This window comes from Streptomyces sp. NPDC015139, assembly GCF_043079785.1.
GTDB lineage: Bacteria > Actinomycetota > Actinomycetes > Streptomycetales > Streptomycetaceae > Streptomyces > Streptomyces albidocamelliae.
The window spans coordinates 265447-280500 of the sequence record NZ_JBIBUW010000003.1 but is presented as its reverse complement, the minus strand read 5'-3'; the positions used below and the strand labels follow the sequence as shown (position 1 = coordinate 280500).

Below are 15054 nucleotides of genomic sequence, written 5' to 3'. Positions count from 1 at the left end.
GGGTTCTATGATCACCGGATGATCGAAGGCAAGCTCGTGCGACTGCGCGCCCTGCGCGCCGAGGACCTGGACGCCCAGCTGCGCTGGCGCAACGACCCGGAGGTGGCCCACTGGGCGACCGGCGGTCATCCCGGCTTCGGCCCGGTGACCCGTGCGGCCATGGAGCGGTTCCACGAGGGCCGCCTGCGCGAGGACCCGCGCGACGGCGCCACCTTCACCGTCGAGGAGCTGGGGAGCGGCCGGCCGGTCGGCATGGCCGACTACCGGGGCCTGGACCCGTTCGCCGGGCGGGCCACGGTCGGGATCACCATCGGCGAGCGGGACCTGTGGGGCACCGGCCACGGCGGTGAGGCGCTGTCGCTGCTGCTGGACCACCTGTTCGGCGCCTGCCGGCTGCACCGGGTCGAGCTGGAGACCTGGAGCGGGAACGAGCGGGCCCAGCGGGCGTTCCGCCGTCTGGGCTTCACCGAGGAGGGGCGCCGCCGGGCAGCGGTGCTCGTGGGCGGCGAGTGGCACGACGAGGTGCTCTTCGGGCTCCTGCGCGAGGAGTGGGAAGCGGCCCGCTGAGAAGTGGCCGGGCGCCCTTCGTCAGGCGCCCTCCTTCAGCACCCGGGACACCAACTCCCGCTCCGGCTCGCTGAGTCGGGGGTCGGCCGCGTGGACCGTGCGGCCGTCCACCGTGATCTCGTAGCGGAAGCCGTCGGGGACGCCGGCGGGCGGAGCGGCCCGGCCGGACGCGAGGACGCGTTCGGCCAGGCCCTCCCACTCGTGGGCGTCCGGGCGGCCCGAGGTGTCCATCTCGGCCAGGCGCTCGATGCCCGCGAAGCCGCCCGTGCGCCGTACTCGAATACGCATGGGTCCCTGTGTAGTACGGAACTACAGCGTCCGCACCCCGACCTGTTCCCAGGACTTCTGCACGGCCTGGAGTTCGTCCCCGGCGCCGTACCGCTCGCGGGCCGCCTTCACCGTCAGCGTGGCGAAGTCGGCGAACAGGGCGTCCGCCTTCAGCTCACCGCCGGTCAGCACGTCGTACCAGATCTGCCCGGTCTTCTCCCAGGCGTAGCCGCCGAGGGCGGCCGCGGCCAGGTAGAAGGCGTGGTTCGGGATACCGGAGTTGATGTGCACGCCGCCGTTGTCGCGGCCGGTGCGGACGTAGTGCTCCATGGTGGCCGGCTGCGGGTCCTTGCCGAGGACGTCGTCGTCGTACGCCGTGCCCGGGGCCTTCATCGAGCGCAGGGCGGTGCCCGTGACGCGCGGGGCGAGGAGCCCGGCGCCGATCAGCCAGTCGGCCTCGGCGGCGGTCTGGCCGAGCGTGTACTGCTTGATCAGCGAGCCGAACACATCGGAGAGCGACTCGTTGAGCGCCCCGGACTGCCCGAAGTACTCCAGGTTCGCGGTGTGCTGGGTCACGCCGTGGGTCAGCTCGTGGCCGATGACGTCCACCGGGATGGTGAAGTCGAGGAAGATCTCGTTGTCACCGTCCCCGAACACCATCTGCTCGCCGTTCCAGAAGGCGTTGTCGTAGCCCTCGCCGAAGTGGACCGTGGCGTCCAGCGGCAGCCCCTCGTCGTCGATGGAGTGGCGGCCGTACGCCTTCAGGTACAGGTCGAAGGTGGCGCCGAGGCCCGCGTAGGCCCGGTTGACGGTGGCGTCGGAGCCGGCCTCCGAGCCCTCCTCGCGGACCTCGGTGCCGGGCAGGTCCTGGGTGTGGCCGGCGTCGTAGATCGTGCGGTGCGGTTGGTCGGCGGCGCCGCCGACCGGCGGGGCGGCGGCGGGCGCGCCGATCACCGTGGTCAGGCGGCGCTTGGTGCGCTGGTAGGCGTCGTGCTCCAGGGACCGGCGGGCCGGTCCGGACAGTCCGGGGTCCTCGGCCCGGGCGAGCCGGTCGAGGACGTGGGGCGGCACGATCGTGCAGAAGACGGGCACAGAGCCCCCGTTGGTCGTCATGCCCGGCACCCTTGCACTGCGTGACAGTGATGTCACTACTCGCAACCATGATTGGTGAAATACCGGGACATCGAGCGCCACGCAGTGTGACGATGTGGTACGGCGCACTTTTTGTCCATTTTGTGATGGCGGTCCCGCATACTGGAACAGACCCACCTCGTCCGCGACGGCTCGGCTAGGCTGCGGAGCATCATGCGTTACGGGCTGCTTCTTCTTAGCTGCCGCGGCGAGGGCCTGTAGTCGAGGCCGACTCCCTCCCCGCGGAGCTTGGCGTTGCGTCGTCGGCCGTCCTTCCGGTCACCCAGAGGAGCCTTACGCATCATGGCCAACCGCCAGCAGCCCAGTTCCATGCCGATCCACAAGTACGGCCGCTACGAGCAGGTCGACGTCCAGGACCGCACCTGGCCGGAGAAGCGGATCACCGCCGCCCCCCGCTGGCTCTCCACCGACCTGCGCGACGGCAACCAGGCCCTGATCGACCCGATGTCCCCCGAGCGCAAGCGCCGGATGTTCGACCAGCTGGTCGCCATGGGCTACAAGGAGATCGAGGTCGGCTTCCCCGCCTCCGGCCAGACCGACTTCGACTTCGTGCGCTCGATCATCGAGGAGGAGGGCGCGATCCCGGACGACGTCACGATCTCCGTACTGACCCAGGCCCGCGAGGACCTGATCGAGCGGACCGTGGAGTCACTGAAGGGCGCCAAGCGGGCCACCGTCCACCTGTACAACGCCACCGCCCCGGTCTTCCGCCGGGTGGTCTTCCGCGGCTCCAAGGACGACATCAAGCAGATCGCCGTCGACGGCACCCGCCTGGTGATGGAGTACGCCGAGAAACTGCTGGGCCCCGAGACCGAGTTCGGCTACCAGTACAGCCCCGAGATCTTCACCGACACCGAGCTGGACTTCGCCCTGGAGGTCTGCGAGGCGGTGATGGACGTCTACCAGCCGGGCCCGGGCCGCGAGATCATCCTCAACCTGCCCGCCACGGTGGAGCGTTCGACCCCGTCGACGCACGCGGACCGCTTCGAGTGGATGGGCCGCAACCTGTCCCGCCGCGAGTACGTCTGCCTGTCGGTCCACCCGCACAACGACCGCGGCACGGCCGTCGCCGCCGCCGAGCTGGCGCTGATGGCCGGCGCCGACCGCGTCGAGGGCTGCCTGTTCGGCCAGGGCGAGCGCACCGGCAACGTCGACCTGGTCACCCTGGGCATGAACCTGTTCTCCCAGGGCGTCGACCCGCAGATCGACTTCTCCGACATCGACGAGATCCGTCGTACGTGGGAGTACTGCAACCAGATGGAGGTCCACCCGCGCCACCCGTACGTGGGCGACCTGGTCTACACGTCCTTCTCCGGCTCCCACCAGGACGCCATCAAGAAGGGCTTCGACGCCATGGAGGCCGACGCGGCGGCCAAGGGCGTCACCGTGGACGACATCGAGTGGGCGGTGCCGTACCTGCCCATCGACCCGAAGGACGTCGGCCGCTCCTACGAGGCCGTCATCCGCGTCAACTCGCAGTCCGGCAAGGGCGGTGTCTCCTACGTCCTGAAGAACGACCACAAGCTGGACCTGCCGCGCCGGATGCAGATCGAGTTCTCCAAGCTCATCCAGGCGAAGACGGACGCCGAGGGCGGCGAGATCACGCCGAAGGACATCTGGGCGGCCTTCCAGGACGAGTACCTGCCGAACCCCGGGAACCCCTGGGGCCGCATCCAGGTCAGGACCGGCCAGTCGACCACCGACACCGACGGCGTGGACACCCTGACCGTCGAGGCCACCGTCGACGGCGAGGACACCGTCCTGACCGGTTCCGGCAACGGCCCGATCTCGGCCTTCTTCGACGCGCTGGAGTCCGTCGGCGTCGACGTACGCCTGCTGGACTACCAGGAGCACACGATGAGCGAGGGCGCCTCCGCGCAGGCCGCCTCCTACATCGAATGCGCGATCGGCGACAAGGTTCTGTGGGGCATCGGCATCGACGCGAACACGACGCGTGCTTCACTGAAGGCGGTCGTCTCCGCGGTGAACCGCGCGACCCGCTGACCCCTCTGACCGGCTGTTTCGTCGCCCTGACCGCTGTGAACGGCGGTCGGGGCGACGTCGATTGTCGGCCACCGCGCCCACCAGGTCACGGAAAGGTCTCGTACGGGGTACTGACTCCACCTCCATGATGTGGCTAACATCACGCCAGCGCGGCGATGTTGCCGTGCGGTTACGGAGGTGCGACGTGCTGCCAGTACGGGGACGAGACGGCCGTGCCGCCAGGGCTGCGCGCATCCTGGGCACCCGCACCGCATGGACACCCGTGGGCGACGGCGAGTTCTTCTGCCCCGGCTGCGGAGGCGACCGCAACTACCAGCGGCTCACCGGGCGCCGCCGCCTCACCCTGCTGGGCGTGCCGCTGCTGCCGCGCGGGGTGACCGGACCGGTCGTGGAGTGCGCGTCCTGCCACCGCCACCACGGCACGGACGCCCTCGACCACCCCACCACCCGCCGCTTCTCCACGATGCTCCGCGACGCCGTGCACACCGTCGCCCTCGCCGTCCTCGCGGCGGGCGGCACCTGCTCCCGTACGGCCCTGGAGACGGCCGCCGGCACGGTACGCGCGGCCGGCTTCGACGACTGCACCGAGGACCAGCTCGCCGCCCTGGTCGAGGCGCTCGCCGCCGACACCGGCCGGGTCTTCGAGCAGCCCTGCGGCGCGAGCCTGACCATAGAGCTGCACGAGGCCCTGGACCCGCTCGCCCCGCACCTCGCCCCGGCCGGCCGGGAGGCCCTGCTCCTTCAGGCCGCCCGTATCGCCCTCGCCGACGGCCCTTACACCCCCGCCGAACGCGACGCCCTCACCACCGTCGGCGCGGCGCTGACCATCTGCGCCGACGACGTGACCCGCCTTCTGGCGGCCGCCCGCACCCCCTCCTGACCGCCGCCGCCCGCTACTCCCCCGGGAGTAGTGGGGCGCCCCGGCCATCCCCGGCAGTACCCGCGAAGTCGCCCCCTCGCCCGACGATCGCCGCCGTTCCCGGCGGAAGTCTGGAGCCGTGTCCAGACATCCGTACCGGAGGGGAGGCCCGATCCTCATGGGGGCCGCGACAACACGTGCGACACGCGGGCGGCGGAGGCTGCCGTGGCTGGTGGTGGGACTGTGGGTGGTCCTGCTGGCCGTCGCGGCACCGTTCGCCGCCAGGCTGGGCGACGTCCAGCACGACCGCGCCACCGACTACCTCCCGGCGTCCGCCGACTCCACCCAGGTCGCCGAGCTCCAGGACCGTCTGCCGGGCGGTGCGACCACCGAGCTGGTCCTCGTCTACCACCGCGCCGGCGGACTCACCGCCGCCGACCGGGCCACCGCGGCCGGACAGGTCGCCGCCGTCGCCCACCGGCACACCCTGACCGGCACCCCGCGCGGCATCCCGTCCGCCGACGGCAGCACCCTCGTGTACCCGGTCGCCAGCAACGAGCCCGGCACGGACGAGAAGAAGCGCGACGCGTTCGTGGACGACGTCCGCCGACTCGCCCACGACAAGGGCGGGTTGACGGTACGGGCCGGTGGCCCGGCCGCCCTCGCCACCGACGCCTCCGGCGTCTACGCCTCCCTCGGCGGCCCGCTGCTCTACACCACCGTCGGTGTCGTCGCCGTCCTGCTCGTCCTCATCTACCGCAGCCCGCTGCTGTGGCTGGTCCCGCTCACCGTCGCCGGCCTCTCCGACTTCCTGGCCCGCGCCGCCGCCTACGGCCTCAACCAGGCCTTCGGCACCACCGTCTCCGGCCAGAGCGCCGGCATCATGACCATCCTCGTCTTCGGCGCCGGCACCGACTACGCCCTGCTCCTCGTCTCCCGCTACCGCGAGGAACTACGCCGCCACGAACTGCCCCACGACGCCATGCGGGCGGCGCTGCGCGGCTGCGGGCCCGCCGTCCTCGCCTCCTCCGGCACGGTCGCCGCGGGCCTGCTGTGCCTGCTCGCCGCCGACCTCAACTCCAGCCGCGGCATGGGCCCGCTCGGCACCGTCGGCGTGCTGTGCGCCCTGGCCGCGATGCTCACCCTGCTGCCGGCGCTCCTGGTGCTGCTCGGCCGCCGCGTGTTCTGGCCGCTCGTGCCCGCCCACGGCGGCACGCCCGTGGCCCGCCGCTCCCTGTTCTCGGCGATGGGCTCCTCCGCCGGGCGCCGCCCGCTGACCGTCCTCGCCACCGGCGCCGCCCTGCTCGGCGCCCTCGCGCTCGGCGCCCTCTCCCTGCCCGGCACCCTCAAGCAGCTGGACACCTTCGTGGACCGGCCCGACTCCGTCACCGCGATGGAGACCGTCGCCGAGGCCTACCCGGAGCGCTCCGCGCAGCCCATCGAGGTGCTGACCCCGGCCGCGCACGCCGACGCGGCCCTGACCGCCGTCCGGGACACCCGGGGAGTGGCGGACGCACGGCGGGGCCGTACCGGCGGCGGCTGGACCGAGATCACGGTGACCGCCTCCGCCCCGCCCCAGTCCGCCGCCGAGACCGCCACCATCGAGGCACTGCGCCACCGGCTGCCCGGCTCCCACGTCGGCGGGCCCAGCGCCCAGCAGCTCGACCTGCGCGACACCGACACCCGCGACCGCATGGTGGTCGTCCCCCTCGTGCTGCTGTCCGTGCTGCTGATCCTGGCCGCCCTGCTGCGCTCCCTCGTCGCCCCGCTGGTCCTGGTGGCCGCCGTGGTCGCCGTGTGGGGTGCGGCCCTCGGCCTCGGCGGGCTCGTCTTCGGGCCGCTGTTCGGCTTCCACGGCACCGACCCCGGACTCGGCCTGCTGTCCTTCGTGTTCTTGGTCGCCCTGGGCGTCGACTACGGCATCTTCCTCATGCACCGGATGCGGGAGGAGTCCCTGCGGGGGAGCGAGCCGGCCGAGGCCGCGCTCACCGCGCTGCGCACCACCGGCGGGGTCATCGCCTCCGCCGGGCTGGTCCTCGCCGCCACCTTCGCCGTGCTGACGAACATGGGCCTCGTGCCCCTGGTCGAGCTGGGCTTCGTCATCGCCGTCGGCGTGCTGCTCGACACCTTCCTCGTCCGCACCTACCTGGTGACCAGCGCGAGTGTGGCACTCGGACGCCGGGTGTGGTGGCCGGGGCGGCTGTCCAGGGCGCCGTCCACCGCCCCCGGGCGCGTCCCGGAACCCGTGGCCTGACCCCGGGCACCCCTGCCCTCGGCGGGGGTGCCCGCCTACCGGAGGATGAACCCCGTGCAGGCAACCATCACCGCCCCCCGGCCCCGACGGGCCCTCGCGTCCCTGGACCCCCTGCGGCAGGACGCGTGCCTCGCCGCCGGACTCGCCGCGCTCGCCTCCCTCATCGCCGTCACCCTCGGCACCGGACGGCACCCGGACGCCCTCGGCTGGGTCCTGCTGCTCGCGCTCCACGTGCCGCTGGCCTGGCGCCGGCGGGCCCCCCTGACCGCGCTGACGGTGATGATCGCGCTGATCGCCGGCTACCACCAGCTCGACTACAACCACTCCGCGCCGACCGCCGCCTCCATGGTCATCCTCTACACCGTCGCGGCCGGCGGCAGCCCGCGGCGCACGGCCGCCGTCGGCGTCTCCGTCGTCGCCCTCATGGTCGCCCTGAAGATCGACCACGGCGTGGCCGGGCTGGCGGTGACCTTCCAGATCACCGGCTGGATCGTCTCCATGCTCGTCCTCGGCGGCTACCTCCGCGTCCACCGGGAGAACACCGCCGCCGCGCTGGAACGGGCCGAGCGCGCCGAACGCACCCGCGAGGAGGAGGCCCGCCGCCGGGTCGCCGAGGAGCGCCTGCGCATCGCCCGCGACCTGCACGACCTCCTCGCCCACAGCATCACCCTCATCGGCGTGCAGACCTCGGTCGCCGCGCACGTCCTGGCCGCCGACCCCGACCGCCTCGACCGGACGGCCGTCGCCCGCTCCCTGGACGACATCGCCGAGACCTGCCGCACGGCCCGCGGTGAACTGCGCACCACCCTGGAGGTGCTGCGTGACCCCGGCACCCCGGACGCCCGCGGGCCGCTGCCCGGCCTGCACGGTCTCACCGACCTGGCGAAGGCGGCGGGCGTGACCGCCGAGCTCACGGTCCGGGCCGGCGAGGTGCCGCCCGCCGTGGGGGCCGCCGCCTACCGGATCGTCCAGGAGGCCCTCACCAACGCGGTGCGCCACGGCGGCCGGGACGACCTGACCGTGCGGGTGCGGGTGCACGAAGAGGAGCAGGCCGAGGGCTCGGTGCGCGTCCTGCGCGTCCGGGTCACCGACGACGGCACCGGCGGTGCCGTAGGCGAAGGGCGCCCGCCCGGTTTCGGACTCGTCGGCATGCGGGAACGCGCCCGCAGCGTCGGCGGCACCGTCGAGGCCGGACCGCGCGCCGACGGACCGGGCTTCGCGGTGAGCGCCGTACTGCCCCTGGGGGAGATCCGATGATCAGAGTCCTGCTCGCCGACGACCAGACCCTCGTGCGGGCCGCGTTCGCGATGCTCGTCGAGTCCGCGCCGGACATGCTGGTCGTGGGCCAGGCGGCCACCGGCGCGGAGGCCGTCGCACTCGCCCGCACCGAACGCGCCGACCTGGTGCTGATGGACATCCGCATGCCCGGACTCGACGGCATCGAGGCCACCCGGCGCATCGCCGCCGACGAGGACCTGGCCGGGGTGCGGGTGCTGGTCCTCACCACCTACGACACCGACGAGAACATCGTCGACGCCCTGCGGGCCGGCGCCTCCGGCTTCCTGGTGAAGGACACCCGTCCGGCCGACCTGCTCGACGCGATCCGCACGGTCGCCGCCGGCGAGGCGCTGCTCTCGCCCGGGCCCACGGCACGGCTGATCGAGCGGTTCCTGCGCAGCCCCACGACCCCGCACACGGGCGGCCCGGAGTGCCTGTCGGACCGGGAGCGTCAGGTGCTGACCCTGGTCGCCCGGGGCCTCAACAACACCGAGATCGCCGAGGCGTTGGGGCTGAGCCCGCTCACCGCCAAGACCCACGTCAGCCGGATCATGGGCAAACTCGGCGCCCGCGACCGGGCCCAGCTCGTCATCGTGGGCTACGAGTCGGGGCTGGTGATTCCGGGGAGCATGGGTGCGTGACACCGCTGAACCGCACCCTCCTCACCACCCTCGCGTTCCTCACCTCGCTCACCGTCCACCCGCCCGCGCACGCCGCGGCCGGCTGCGTCTCCTCCGCGCCGTACGTGTCCGGACAGGGCGGTTACGCCACCTACCGCATCCCCGCCGCGGTCCGGACCCGGCACGGCACCGTCCTCGCCTTCGCCGAGGGCCGGCACGACGGAGCGGGCGACACCGGTGACATCGACGTCGTGCTGCGCCGCTCCACCGACGGCGGCTGCACCTGGGGCCGGCTGCGGGTGGTGGCCGCGGGCGACGGCGACACCCGGGGCAACCCCGCACCGGTGGTGGACCCGCGCACCGGCGCCGTCGTCCTCGTGACCTGCGCCAACAGCGGGGCGGTGACCGAGGCGCAGATCATGCGCGGCGAGGCCGCGCCCGCACAGGGCCGCCGGGTGTTCGTGCAGCGCAGCCGGGACGACGGCCGCCACTTCACACCCCCGCGCGACATCACGGCCGAGGCCGGGCGGCCGGACTGGCGCTGGTACGCCACCGGACCCGGCCACGCCGTCGCCCTCACCCGGGGCCCGCACGCCGGGCGTCTGGTCGTCCCCGCGAACCACTCCACCGCCCCGCCCGCCGGCTCCCGCGACACGGGCCGGGAACCCCGCTACTACGGCGGCCACGCGCTCTACAGCGACGACGGCGGCCGCACCTGGCGGCTCGGCTTCGTGACCGGCGGCCACGACGGCGTCACCGACCCCAACGAGACCACCGCCACCCAGCTCACCGACGGCCGGCTGTACTTCAGCTCCCGCGACCAGAACGGCAGCGCCCCCGGGAACCGCCTGGACACCTACTCCGGCGACAGCGGCGCCACCCTCGACCGCCCCTACGCCGCCCAGCCCACCCTGGACGACGTGCCCATGGTCGAGGGCAGCGTCCTGCAACTCGACGGCCCCGACCGGAGGCTGCTGTTCTCGGCGCCCTCCGTGCCGACGGCCCGCCGCGCCATGGCGCTCTGGTCCAGCGCCGACGCCGGCCGCACCTTCACCAGGCTGCTCACCGTCTCGGACCGGCCGGCCGCCTACTCGGACCTGGTGCCGCTCGGCGGCGGCACGCTCGGCATCCTCTACGAGACCGGCACCACCGGCCCCTACGACGGCATCGAGTTCCGAAGGCTCCGCCTGGCCTAGAGCAGGCCGGCCGCCGCCAGGTGCTTGCCGATGCGCTCGACCTCCTCGCCCGACAGCGGGACCTGCGGCTCCGCCGTCACCGGGCAGTCGATGATCCCGCGCAGGTGCAGCGCCGCCTTGAACGCGCCCAGCGCCGCCGAACTGCCGCCCATCCGGGCGGGATCGCCGACGGCGGTGACGGCGAACAGCGCGCACAGCCGCTCCTGCTCGGTCCGCGCGCCCTCCCAGTCGCCGGCCCGGCACTGGCGGTAGAGGCGGACGTAGCCGTGCGGGTCGACGTTGGCGAGGCCCGGCACGGCACCGTCGGCGCCCAGCGCGAGCGCCGAGTCGGCGATCAGCTCCGAGCCGGTCAGCACGCTGAACCCGGCGTGGCCGCGGGCGCCGGTGATGAGCTCCCGGAAGGCCGCCAGGTCCCCGCTGGAGTCCTTGATCCCGGTCAGCACGCCGTCCCCGGCGAGCCCCAGCACCAGGTCGGCGGGGAGCTTGGTGTGCACGGCCACGGGGATGTCGTAGGCGATCACCGGGACCGGGCTGACGGCGGCGATCCGGCGGTAGTGGTGGACGATCTCCGCGCGGTGGGTGCGGGCGTAGAACGGGGCGGTGACGACGACGGCCTGCGCGCCGGCCGCGGTGACCGCCGTGACGTGGTCCAGGACGCGCGGGGTGGTCATGTCGATGGCCCCGGCCAGGACCGGCAGCTGACCGGCCACGTGCGCCGTCACGGCCGCCACGACCTGGGCACGCTGCCGGTCCGTCAGGAAGGCCGCCTCCGACGTGGAGCCGAGCAGGAACAGCCCGTGCACCCCCGCCTCCACCAGGTGGTCGACCAGCCGGAGCAGCGAGCGCAGGTCCACCTCGCGCTCCGGCGTCAGGGGGGTGCAGACGGGCGGGACGACACCGGTCAGCGGGGCGGGGAAGGTCATTCAGGGCTCCTGGCGTGCTAGGTCTCGGGTCGGCAGGTCCTCCTGGACAGGATGGTGACAGCGGAACCGGTGTCCGGGGCGTGACGCGGCCGAGAAGTCCGGCATCGCCCCGGCGCACACGTCGTCGGCCTTCCAGCAGCGGGTGCGGAACGGGCAGCCGCTCGGCGGGCGGGTCGCGGACGGCACCGGCCCGGTCAGCGGGATCGGGGCGACCGGGTCCAGCAGGCCCGGCGTGGCGGAGAACAGGGCGCGGGTGTACGGGTGCCGGGCGCTGTCGGTGACCCGGTCGGCCGGGGTCTCCTCCACGATCCGGCCCAGGTACATGGTGATCACCCGGTCGCTCATCCGCCGGACCGTCTGGATGTCGTGGCTGACGAACACCAGGGCGAGCCCCAGGCGGTCCTTCAGGTCCAGCAGCAGGTTCAGGATCTGCGCGCGGACCGAGACGTCCAGGGCACTGGTCGGCTCGTCGGCGATCACCAGGGCCGGGTCCAGGGCGAGCGCCCGGGCGATCGCGACGCGCTGCCGCTGCCCGCCCGACAGCTGCCCCGGCAGGGCGTCCGCGAGGGCGCGGGGCAGCCCCACCAGAGCCATCAACTCGCGGACCCGGTCCTCCCGTTCGGCGCGGGTGCCGCGCCCGTGGACGTCCAGCGGGTCGCGCAGGACACGGCCGACCGGCAGCCGGCGGTTCAGGGCGGTCGACGGGTCCTGGAAGATCATGCCGGTGCCCGCGCCGACCGTGGTCCGGCGTTCGGCGGGCGGCATCGACCACAGCTCGCGGCCCCGGTACGACACCGTCCCCGACGTCGGCCGCTGGATGCCCACGAGCACCTTCGCCAGCGTCGACTTGCCGCACCCCGACTCCCCGACCACCCCGACCGTCTCACCGGCGCCCACCGTGAGATCGGCACCGGTCAGGGCGTACACCCGGTCACGGGTGAACAGGCCCCCGCTCCGCGCCCTGTGGACGACGTGCGCGTCCCGGACTTCCACGACAGCGGTCACTGCAGGGCCTCCTCGCTCTCCGCCGACGTCAGCGCGACCGCCGGGTGGTGGCAGGCCGCCGTGTGCCCGGGCGGACCCGTGAGGACCGGCGCGGTCGCGTGGCACACCTGGGTCGCCAGCGGACAGCGGTCGGCGAACCTGCAGCCCGCCGGGAAGTCCGCCGGGGCGGGGACGACGCCCCTGATCTGCGTCATCCGCTCCTCGGCCGACTCCAGCGAGAGCACGCTGCCGAGCAGACCGCGCGTGTAGTGGTGGGCCGGCGCCGCCACGAGCTCGGCGGTCGTCCCGCTCTCCACGATCTGGCCGCCGTACATCACCACCACCCGGTCGGTGACGTCGGCGACCAGCGCCAGATCGTGCGAGACCAGGATCAGGGCGAAGCCCAGCTCCGCGCGCAGCCGCAGCAGCAGCTCCATGACCTGCGCCTGCACGGTGACGTCCAGCGCGGTCGTCGGCTCGTCGGCGACGATCAGACCCGGCTCGCGGGAGAGGGCCATGGCGATCAGCACCCGCTGGCGCTGGCCGCCGGAGAGTTCGTGCGGATAGCTGCGCAGGGTGCGCTCCGGATCCAGGCCGACCAGGGTCAGCAGCTCCCGCGGGCTGCGCCGGCCGCCGCGGCGGACGAGCTGCTTCAGCTGCGCCCGCACGGTCATGGCCGGGTTCAGGGCGGACAGGGCGTCCTGGTGCACCATCGCCATCTCGTGGCCGAGCAGCCGCCGCCGGACCCGCATCGGCTCGGCGAGCAGATCGCGCCCGCGGAAGCGGATCTGGCCGCCGACGCGCGCGCTCCCCGGCTGGAGCCCCATCACCGTGAGCGCGGTCAGCGACTTCCCGCACCCCGACTCGCCCACCAGGCCCAGCACTTCGCCCGGGTACACCTCGAAGCCGACTCCGGCGACGACGTCCACGCCCCGGTGCCGGGCCGGGAAGCCGATGGTGAGGTTCTCCACCGCCAGCACCGGCGGCCCGTCGCGGTCGGGCAGCGGCCGGGCGCGGGCGCGCAGCCGCCGGGCGGCCTCCGTCAGGCCGGGCAGCCGGAGCACCTCGCCACCGCCCGGCTCCGCCGTCCGGAGCCGGTCCTCGGGCACCGCGACCTCCCGGGGGGCCGGTGCCGCCCACGCGTCGGACACCCCCTCGGAGAGGATGTTCAGCGACAGCACGGTGAGCAGGATCAGCAGGCCCGGGAAGACGGTGGCCCACCAGCCGCCGGTCAGCACCATGTTCTTGCCGTCGGCGATGACACTGCCCCAGGACGGGTCGGGGGGCCGTACGCCGGCGCCGATGAAGGACAGCGACGCCTCGAAGACGATCGCCTCGGCCACCTGGACCGTGCAGAACACCAGTACCGGGGCCGCGCAGTTGACGGCCACGTGGCGCAGCACGATGTGCGGGGTCCGGGCGCCGATGACCCGCTCGGCGGTGATGTAGTCCTCGCCGTACTGGTCGAGGACGTTGGCCCGTACGACCCGGGCCACGGGCGGGGTGAACAGGAAGGCGATGGCGCAGATCAGCACGCCGATGCCGCCGCCGAACACGGCCACCAGCACGGCCGCGAGCGCGATGCCCGGGAACGCCATCACCACGTCCAGGCAGCGCATCAGCGTCTCGTCGGCCGCCTTGCGGGAGGTCGCCGCGAGGGCGCCGAGCAGCGCGCCGGCGACCAGGGCGAGCGCGGTGGCGCCCAGCCCGATCGCCAGCGACCAGCGGGCGCCGTACATCAGCCGGCTGAGGATGTCCCGGCCGAGGCTGTCCTGGCCCATCCAGTGCGCGGCCGACGGGTGGCCGGTGCCGTCCACCGGGTCCTGCTGGTCGAGCGGATCGTCCGGGGCCAGCAGGGGAGCGAGGACGGCGACCAGGGCGACGCAGCCCAGGAAGCAGACCGCGATCCGCGACGGCAGCGGCAGCCGGCGCCGGCCGCGCAGCCGGACGCCGGGCCGCGAGAGCCGTTCGGCAAGACGCGCGCGCGTGACCATCAGGCCGCCCTCAGACGTGGGTTGACCAGCAGATACAGGATGTCGATGACGAGGTTGACGACGACGAACCCGGTGGCGGTGGTGAGCACCACCCCCTGCACCACCGCGGGATCGCCGTTCTGCACGGCGTCGATCATCAGCTTGCCCATGCCGGGCAGCGAGAAGATCGTCTCGATGACGACGGCACCGCCAAGGAGGTAGCCGACGCGCAGACCCAGCACGGTCAGCGGGTTGACCAGCGCGTTCCTGAGGACGTTCCGGCCGACCACGACCCGCGGCGGCAGCCCGCTCCCGATCGCCGTGCGGACGTAGTCCTTGTCCAGCTCCTCCACCACCGACGTCCGGACGATCCGGGTGAGCTGGGCGGCCACCGGCAGGGAGAGGGCGAAGGCGGGCAGCACCATGGTCCTCAGCCAGCCGGTGACCGAGTCGGCCGGGTTGATGTACCCCCCGGTCGGGAACCAGCCCCGGTCCACCGCCAGGTACTGGATCATCAGCAGCGCCAGCCAGAACCCGGGGGCGGCGACCCCGACCAGCGAGACGACCCGGACGACCTGGTCCGGCACCCGGTCCCGGTGGACGGCCGCCGTGACCCCGCCGGCCAGCGCCAGCACCACCGCGATGCCCAGGCCCAGGAAGGTCAGCTGGAGGGTGAGCGGCAGCGCGGTGGTCACCTGGTCGACGACCGGGGCCCGGGTCAGGGCGCTGGTGCCGAGGTCGCCGTGCAGCAGGTCGCCGACGAAGTGGGCGTACCGCACGGGCAGCGGATCCAGCAGCCCGTTGCGCTCCCGGAAGTCGTGCAGCTGCCGCGGGGTGGGATTGGCGCCCTGGAAGAACGCGGACGCCGGGTCCACGTCGGAGAACCGCATCACCAGGAACACGAACAGCACGATGCCGAGCAGCAGCGGCACCAGCAGGGCGACCCGGCGCAGCAGGATCCGTACGACGGCCGCCAT

13 protein-coding genes are annotated in these 15054 nt (G+C 73.5%); 7 read left to right on the top strand and 6 right to left on the bottom strand.

Annotated features, from left to right (window positions below):
• Nucleotides 1-18 precede the first annotated feature (18 nt).
• A complete protein-coding gene (locus ACF08B_RS10030) occupies nucleotides 19-567 on the top strand; it encodes a GNAT family N-acetyltransferase (RefSeq protein ID WP_093477787.1) in 549 nt (182 codons plus the stop codon).
• A 21-nt stretch (nucleotides 568-588) separates the two neighbouring features.
• Here ACF08B_RS10030 and ACF08B_RS10025 read toward each other — a convergent pair whose 3' ends face one another.
• Both ACF08B_RS10025 and ACF08B_RS10020 read right to left on the bottom strand, forming a co-directional pair.
• Entirely contained in the window at nucleotides 589-855 is a 267-nt protein-coding gene (locus ACF08B_RS10025; RefSeq protein ID WP_392316912.1) for a protealysin inhibitor emfourin, read from the bottom strand.
• 21 nt (nucleotides 856-876) lie between these two features.
• Entirely contained in the window at nucleotides 877-1947 is a 1071-nt protein-coding gene (locus ACF08B_RS10020; RefSeq protein ID WP_392316911.1) for a M4 family metallopeptidase, read from the bottom strand.
• Nucleotides 1948-2268: 321 nt separating this feature from the next.
• Here ACF08B_RS10020 and leuA point away from each other — a divergent pair, with 321 nt between their 5' ends.
• From leuA to ACF08B_RS09990, 6 genes are all read left to right on the top strand, one after another.
• Nucleotides 2269-3990, top strand: coding sequence for a 2-isopropylmalate synthase (gene leuA / locus ACF08B_RS10015; protein ID WP_392316910.1), 1722 nt, complete (start codon nucleotides 2269-2271; stop codon nucleotides 3988-3990).
• 184 nt (nucleotides 3991-4174) lie between these two features.
• A complete protein-coding gene (locus ACF08B_RS10010) occupies nucleotides 4175-4870 on the top strand; it encodes a TerB family tellurite resistance protein (RefSeq protein WP_392316909.1) in 696 nt (231 codons plus the stop codon).
• A gap of 157 nt (nucleotides 4871-5027) precedes the next feature.
• Nucleotides 5028-7103 carry an MMPL family transporter gene (locus ACF08B_RS10005; protein ID WP_392316908.1) on the top strand — a complete coding sequence of 692 codons (2076 nt, stop codon included), beginning with the start codon at nucleotides 5028-5030 and terminating at the stop codon, nucleotides 7101-7103.
• Between the two features lie 45 nt (nucleotides 7104-7148).
• Nucleotides 7149-8360, top strand: coding sequence for a sensor histidine kinase (locus ACF08B_RS10000; protein ID WP_392316907.1), 1212 nt, complete (start codon nucleotides 7149-7151; stop codon nucleotides 8358-8360).
• The gene (locus tag ACF08B_RS09995) at nucleotides 8357-9022 is read left to right on the top strand and encodes a response regulator transcription factor (RefSeq protein WP_093477798.1); all 666 of its coding nucleotides are present in this window, start codon (nucleotides 8357-8359) and stop codon (nucleotides 9020-9022) included. Before ACF08B_RS10000 ends, ACF08B_RS09995 begins: the two co-directional genes overlap by 4 nt.
• On the top strand, nucleotides 9019-10197 hold the full coding sequence (locus ACF08B_RS09990; protein WP_392316906.1) for an exo-alpha-sialidase: 1179 nt from the start codon (nucleotides 9019-9021) through the stop codon (nucleotides 10195-10197). Before ACF08B_RS09995 ends, ACF08B_RS09990 begins: the two co-directional genes overlap by 4 nt.
• On the opposite strand, the gene ACF08B_RS09985 is transcribed toward ACF08B_RS09990, so the two are convergent.
• Genes ACF08B_RS09985 through ACF08B_RS09970 form a run of 4 tightly spaced genes read right to left on the bottom strand, consistent with a single transcriptional unit; the run spans nucleotide 10194 to nucleotide 15054 of the window.
• Nucleotides 10194-11120: a dihydrodipicolinate synthase family protein gene (locus ACF08B_RS09985; RefSeq protein ID WP_392316905.1), complete on the bottom strand. Its 927-nt coding sequence runs from the start codon at nucleotides 11118-11120 to the stop codon at nucleotides 10194-10196. The genes ACF08B_RS09990 and ACF08B_RS09985 overlap by 4 nt on opposite strands.
• Nucleotides 11121-12125 carry an oligopeptide/dipeptide ABC transporter ATP-binding protein gene (locus ACF08B_RS09980; protein WP_392316904.1) on the bottom strand — a complete coding sequence of 335 codons (1005 nt, stop codon included), beginning with the start codon at nucleotides 12123-12125 and terminating at the stop codon, nucleotides 11121-11123.
• Nucleotides 12122-14098 (bottom strand): dipeptide/oligopeptide/nickel ABC transporter permease/ATP-binding protein, encoded by a 1977-nt coding sequence (locus tag ACF08B_RS09975; protein ID WP_392316903.1) that lies wholly within the window; start codon nucleotides 14096-14098, stop codon nucleotides 12122-12124. The genes ACF08B_RS09980 and ACF08B_RS09975 overlap by 4 nt, the downstream gene beginning before the upstream one ends.
• Nucleotides 14098-15054 (bottom strand): ABC transporter permease, encoded by a 957-nt coding sequence (locus tag ACF08B_RS09970; RefSeq protein WP_392316902.1) that lies wholly within the window; start codon nucleotides 15052-15054, stop codon nucleotides 14098-14100. The genes ACF08B_RS09975 and ACF08B_RS09970 overlap by 1 nt, the downstream gene beginning before the upstream one ends.